Here is a 6,306-nt window from a genome sequence, read left to right on the forward strand (position 1 = left end):
AAGGCTTTTTTCGAAATCGTTTATGGCGGGCGTTGAAGGTTGGTTTGGCACTGCGGCTGGTTTGTCCCTTATGGTTGGATGGCGCGTTGGGTGTTGATGGTGAAGGGTTGGTGGATGGCGTTGGGGTGGCTATTATTGATGGTATCGTTTTTTTTTGGTGCGTTAAACAACCTAAGGTTGTTTATTTTGTTGAATTTTATGCCTTTAGAGTTTTAAGGGCTTTTGTGGTTTTTTATCCATAAGCCTTGGTATTTTGAATGGCACTGAGCTTTTCAAAGATTTTATGGGGGCTTTTGATGGCTCTTTCCCCCGTCATTGTGGGGGGTGATTTTGCGGGCAGTTGATTTTGGTTTGGCGCTGGTGGATGGCTGGGGTGGCTATTATTTATGGTATCGTTTTTTTTGGTGCTTTAGACAATCTAAGGTTGTTTATTTTTTGAATTTTATGCCTTTAGAGTTTTAAGGGCTTTTGTGGTTTTTTATCAATAAGCCTTGGTGTTTTGAATGGCACTGGGCTCTTCAAAGATTTTATGGGGGTCTTGATGGCTTTTTTCCCAATCGCTGATTATCGACCCGATGTGGCGGATATCAATGGAATTTTTACCGATGAACTTGTTAATGTGCTCCCGGCGGATGGCTCCTATATCCCTATGCCAAGTTTTGAACCTTTATCAGAGCCTTGTCCGGAGCCAATCTTAGGCACTCTTGCGGTTAAAACAAAAAATGGGGTTTCTATTATTGTCGGGACAAGAGATAAAATCTACTTACTTGATAATACAACAATGAACTGGAAAGATATTAGCCAAAAAGGAAAACCTTATCTGGCTAATGTTGATGCTCCGTGGTCTTTTGCTTTGTTTGGTGATTTTATCATTGCTGTGAATGCCAATGATAAACCACAAGTGATTGATATTAATCATGATAAAACATTTAGAAATTTAGGAGGAAATCCGCCACAGGCAGGGATTGTTCGAATCTGGGGAGATTTCGTTTGTTTGATGAAATTAACCGAAAATCCAAGACGGGTTCATTGGTCTGGATTAAATGATGCTGAATTTTGGACCGTGGGAAAAAAAAGTTGTGATTATCAAGATTTTCCTGATGGCGGATTCGTCCAAGGGGCAACGGAGACAACAAATCCAATTATCTTTATGCGTTCTGCAATCTATGCTGGTTCTTTTATTCCTGGCTCTAAGATTATTTTTAGTTTCCAAAAAATCCACGATAAACGAGGCGCAAAAAATGCTGAATCAATTGTTTGTAGAGGCGATTTAGCATTCTTTGCCGATGAGGGCGGGTTTTATCAAATAACAAATGAGGGACAGATTATACCCATTGGGTTCGAAAAAGTCGATCGAACGATGACCGCAAAATCAAGGAAGGATAATCTGTACACTCTGTCTGCTGCTATCGATGGGGTGTATAATCGTGTTTATTGGATGGTTGATTCTGATGAGAACCTTCATAAACGTATCTTGCTCATTTATGATTGGGGATTGCAAAAATGGACAAAAGCTCTCGTCGATATCAAAATGATATTGCCTATTTTCTTAGCAGGAACAACCCTAGAAGGTCTTGATTTTGTGACTAAGAATATTGACGATTTGTCCTTTTCTCTCGATAGTAAAGCTTGGAAAAATGAATCGCCTATTCTGGGGGCATTTGATCAACAGGGGAGACTGGGTTCGTTTTCTGGGGGTCCTATGGCTTGTGTCGTGACATCACAAGAAATGGGGCAGACAAATGGCATGATAACACGGGTGAAAAATATTATGCCTCAAGTCAATAGTGGAAAGTTTTATTTGTCTGTGGGAATGCGCTTTCGACAATCTCTTGAAGAGGAAACTGTTTGGTTGCCAGAAAAACAGCCCTCTTATAATACTGGACAAATTCACTGTCGTGCAAGGGCACGGTTTTATCGCTTTAAATTGCGTATTCCTGAAGGGGTGAATTGGACTCATGTCACTGGATTTGATGTGGAATTGACGCGGGCCGGCATGCGATAGGCATGCCCTTTTGTAATACCATGCGATAGGCTCAAGCCTCTATTATTAAAGAACAAATGCCCCATAGACTTCCCAAGCCTTTATAAACAAAGGCACAATGCGATAAGCTGTGTCTTTATAATATGAAGAACAAGGTGGTGCGTTATGTTTCATGCTTTTCTGCGAAAAAGGAAAATAGGCTGCACCATGGTTTATTTTTATAAAGAAAAAAGTTCCCTCTTTGTTGTGACAAAGGGATGATGGGGCTTTTTTTCTTTTATTGTGCGGGGGGCATGGAATGCGTGAAATGCGTAGGGGGATGTTATTTGAGGGGAGATGAGTGACAAAGCTAAAAGAGCTAAAATTATGATGCTTGAGAGTCAAGATTTATATTCTGCTCATCTGACAGAGCAGTGGCCATGGGAAAAAATAGCTCCCTATCAAGAGGCACTCAATGCTGCATTGAAAAAATATGCGCAGCGCTTTCCGGATGATGTTTGTCTGGAAAAAATTGCTGAAGAAATCGCTACAGGACAAGCACAATTGTGGCTGGTCTTAAAAAATAAAATCCAATTTAGTGCTTTTGCAATTACCAAAGTTGAAATAACCCATACGGGAAAAAAATGCGTCGTTCTCTCAGATCTTGCGGGAGAGGGAGGGCTGAAATTGGTCAAGTTGATTGATGAAGTCGAAAAATGGGCGCGAACAATCAATGCGGACGAAATGCACATGTTTGGAAGAACTGGATGGGCGAAAAAGCTCGCTCATCACGGATATTCTCGTAATCTTATTCAATATAGAAAGGTTCTGGGTTCATGAGTAGAAAAAAAACACCTCAAGTGCAGACAACAACACAAACAAATGCACCACCCGCTTGGGCGGCTGATATTCTTAAACAAGCCAGTGCTGATGCACTTGGACTTTATAATAAAGGAATTGGCGGAAACGTTTATCAGGGAGAGAGAGTTGCCGGTCTTAGCGATATGACAAAAAATGCGCTGACCGGTTTACAACAAGCAGCAGGGCTCTATAACAATCCAACGGTAACGCAATGGTTGAATGCACCAACCAACAGCGCTACAAATCTTTCCGGTATGGCTAAGGGAAGCTGGATTGGAAGCAATAGCAAATTTAATACCGCATTGCAAAATGCTCTGAATAAAACGTCCGATGCAATTAATCAATCGATGTCGGGAGCAGGACGTTATGGTTCTGGGGCTCATACTGGTGTGCTGGCCGATGAGTTAGGCGCCTTGGCAACAAATGCTGCAGCACAGCAATATAATCAAGATATTAACAATATGATGAATGCCAACCAGATGATTGATCGCTCTCAGAATGATCAAGTTAATGCGGCAAATAGCTATTATCAAGGACAGAGTAATGCGCAAAGCAATGCTTTGAAAGGGGGTATGATTCAAGATATAAACCGCCAAAATGTCTTAGATGCTGAACGCCAAAAATGGTCAGAAAAAGATAATCAAGATTGGAACCGATTGCAAAGTTTGTTACAGGTAGGAACACAGGCTGCTGGAAATTACGGAACGACTTCAGGAAAATCCACGACAATGCCTTCTGTGACAAAAGATCCATTGCGTGATGCGCAGCAAGTACTTGGATTGGTCGGAGGAATTTTAGGGCTTTGTGATGTGAGAGCAAAAGAAAATATTATCCCTGTGGGGCAGAAAAAGGGATATCCACTTTATACCTTTAATTATAAGGGAAATCCACAACGTTATCAGGGCGTTATGGCGCAAGACGTGTTGCGTGTGAACCCTGAAGCTGTTTATGTCAATGCGAAAACAAAGTTATTGCATGTTGATTATGACAAAATAGGCCTGAAAATGGAAAAAATGAAAATGGAGAAAATGCCGGCATCTAAAAATAAAATTGCGGCTTTCTTTTCTTCATTTTTTGCTCGTTTTCCCTTTTTGAAAAAAGAGTATCTTCTATGAGCTCGATTTATGATTGGTCAATTGTTGCATCAGAAAATGCTTATGTCGACGAGAATATAAACTGGGCAGAAGGGCAACCGCCAAGCACAGTCAATGATAGTGCTCGCGCTATGATGCAACGCATCAAAGAATATTTGTTGGATAATGGGGGCGGGATTGAAACACAGTTTACTGTCGATGTGGAAAACGAGAGAACGTCACTTCGTTTGGCAACAAAGTCTTTTTTTGAGACTTATATGGATGGCATTGTTGTGCGCTTTAAAGCACAAGGCGTCAACAGAGGAATAACAAATATTTCTTTAAATCAATTGCTACCACGACCAACTTATATGGCAACGCCAGAGGGTATTATGCCTTTAAAGGGCGGAGAAATTCAAAAGGGGGGGCTTTATGAAGTCGTCTATACGCGTGATATTGCCGGAAAAAATGCTGATGGCTGGTTTTTAACCAATCCTACTATAAAACTTCCTGAAATTCCGCCCTTTCCTCCTTTGCCTGAAACTTTTTCTTCTGGATTTATCGGGACTTTTGCTACAGAAAAAATACCCTCTGGATGGTTACTGTGTGATGGTAAAGAATATTCGCGAAGGAACTATGCTAATCTCTTTGCTGTTCTGGGAGAAACATGGGGAAAAGGAAACGGGAGAACAACATTCAATGTTCCCGATTTGCGTGGAATGTTTTTACGGGGGCTCGATAGTGGAAAAGAAATTGATAAAGGACGTCGCTTGGGAAGCCGACAAGAAGAGTCTTTTCAATCCCATACCCATGAGGGAAAAACAGATTCAACAGGTAACCACCAGCATAGTTATCCAATGATTGAAGAGGTAGTTTGGGATATGAATCACGGTGAATATTATAGAAATCTGGCTCAAATTTACAATAAAAATTTGTTGACAGGTCCTGCGGGAGAGCATGAACATAAGGTCTTGTTGCAAAAAACAGGGGGAGATGAAACACGTCCTGTCAATGTGGCGGTGGTTTATGCTGTCAAAGCCTGAGAATGAAAGCTGTGTGAGAGAAAGATAAAAATGCTTGCAAAATGTTTGTTATGAAAAAAAGTCTTATTGAATATAAAGTCTTATAGAATATATTGTGCAGAAAGTTTTGAGGCGCTTTAGAAAAAAAACTCAACTCTCTTTATTCTTTTATTTTTTGTGCTGCCTTTGTTGGATGCCTAAAGGTGAGTTTACCTATTGTTCTTTAGAGGATCAAGACAGTGATTATTAAAGGTAGGGAAAGAACAAAAAAAATTTCTTTATTCATGGCGTTTTTTGCTGAGGAATAAAGATTTTATCCCAAATGCCTCTCTCTTGTGATATCGTGATCCATTGTTTCAAGTGCTGGGTTTAAACCGCTGCTGTGCGATGACAAAAAGCCCCTAGATAATTTTATCCTATTATAGCGTAAATACCGTCATTAAAACACTATTATTGAAGCTGGTGATATCAGTAAGATAGCTTAAAGTATTTAATACATTAGCAACTGTTCTGGGGAGGATTTGCTTGGTTAAGTATTATGCAAGTGAATCATATAAATAATGAGCAGATATGGAGCTCCTTCAGAGGAGTTGGATTGTTTACAAACCGATGTGGGGCTAAAACCTTTGTCCTTTGAGGGTGGTGGAAAGAGGTCAACGGATATGTTTATTTAAAGCGAGAAAAAGCAAAATGGAGCACTCCCTTTTTTGGCAAAGCGTGTAGGAAAAAAGCCACTCTTTGTTTTCAAAATGGGTGCACTGTTGGCAAGAGCAGCAGGTTGGCGATGCGTTGTAGTACATGGTGAGGCATTGAACTCTCTGAGATGGCATTTTGTGCTTATCAGGAAACTTCTTGAAACGGGATGAGAGTGATACGAGAAAAATCTATAAGACAATAGTTTGTTCCGTTGTGTTGTAAAATACCATTGTTTGAGATGTGGTTAAAATTTTATGCATGGGGTGTTTTTCATCTGTGCGTATTCCTAACGCAGCATTTTTTTGTAGAATAACTCTGGACAGGGGATACATTACAAGGATGCATTTGAAGGGGGAAGCCAAGTCAAATCTGTTAGATAAGAAGCCAGATTGTTTACAAACCATTGTTTATTGATTGGCATTATTTAAAGACCGGTGTGGGCTTTGTCATTTTGGGAAAGGTTGATACAGCATGCAAGGTGACATGCATTTCTCTTTGGTTTTAGGTGGTAAAATCATCATTTTAGGTGGAAAACAGAGTATAATCTAAAAAAATACCTTGTAAAAATTTTCGATGAGGAATTTTTTTCAAAAGCTTTTCATATGGTTGTCTGAGGTTGTCTGAGGTTGTCTGAGGTTGTCTGAGGTTGTCTGAGGTTGTCTGAGGTTGTCTGAGGTTGTCTGAGGTTGTC

General features: G+C 40.2%; 6 protein-coding genes. All 6 read left to right on the forward strand.

The features are described 5' to 3' along the window. The first annotated feature begins 32 nt into the window (after nt 1-32). The 6 genes from ACFINS_RS02560 to ACFINS_RS02585 all read left to right on the forward strand — a co-directional run bounded on the left by ACFINS_RS02560 (nt 33) and on the right by ACFINS_RS02585 (nt 4,940). Nucleotides 33-242 carry a hypothetical protein gene (locus tag ACFINS_RS02560; RefSeq protein WP_375705867.1) on the forward strand — a complete coding sequence of 70 codons (210 nt, stop codon included), beginning with the start codon at nt 33-35 and terminating at the stop codon, nt 240-242. 88 nt (nt 243-330) lie between these two features. Continuing rightward, a complete protein-coding gene (locus ACFINS_RS02565) occupies nt 331-462 on the forward strand; it encodes a hypothetical protein (RefSeq protein WP_375705868.1) in 132 nt (43 codons plus the stop codon). A gap of 79 nt (nt 463-541) precedes the next feature. Next, on the forward strand, nt 542-2,005 hold the full coding sequence (locus ACFINS_RS02570; RefSeq protein WP_375647466.1) for a hypothetical protein: 1,464 nt from the start codon (nt 542-544) through the stop codon (nt 2,003-2,005). 315 nt (nt 2,006-2,320) lie between these two features. Beyond that, a complete protein-coding gene (locus tag ACFINS_RS02575; protein WP_375705869.1) occupies nt 2,321-2,803 on the forward strand; it encodes a hypothetical protein in 483 nt (160 codons plus the stop codon). Then, a complete protein-coding gene (locus tag ACFINS_RS02580) occupies nt 2,800-3,939 on the forward strand; it encodes a tail fiber domain-containing protein (RefSeq protein WP_375705870.1) in 1,140 nt (379 codons plus the stop codon). The genes ACFINS_RS02575 and ACFINS_RS02580 overlap by 4 nt, the downstream gene beginning before the upstream one ends. Next, complete coding sequence (locus ACFINS_RS02585; protein ID WP_375705871.1) at nt 3,936-4,940, forward strand: phage tail protein; 1,005 nt, start codon at nt 3,936-3,938, stop codon at nt 4,938-4,940. Before ACFINS_RS02580 ends, ACFINS_RS02585 begins: the two co-directional genes overlap by 4 nt. Nucleotides 4,941-6,306: the final 1,366 nt, after the last annotated feature.

It is taken from the genome of Bartonella sp. AA2SXKL, from assembly GCF_042197205.1.
Lineage (GTDB): Bacteria > Pseudomonadota > Alphaproteobacteria > Rhizobiales > Rhizobiaceae > Bartonella.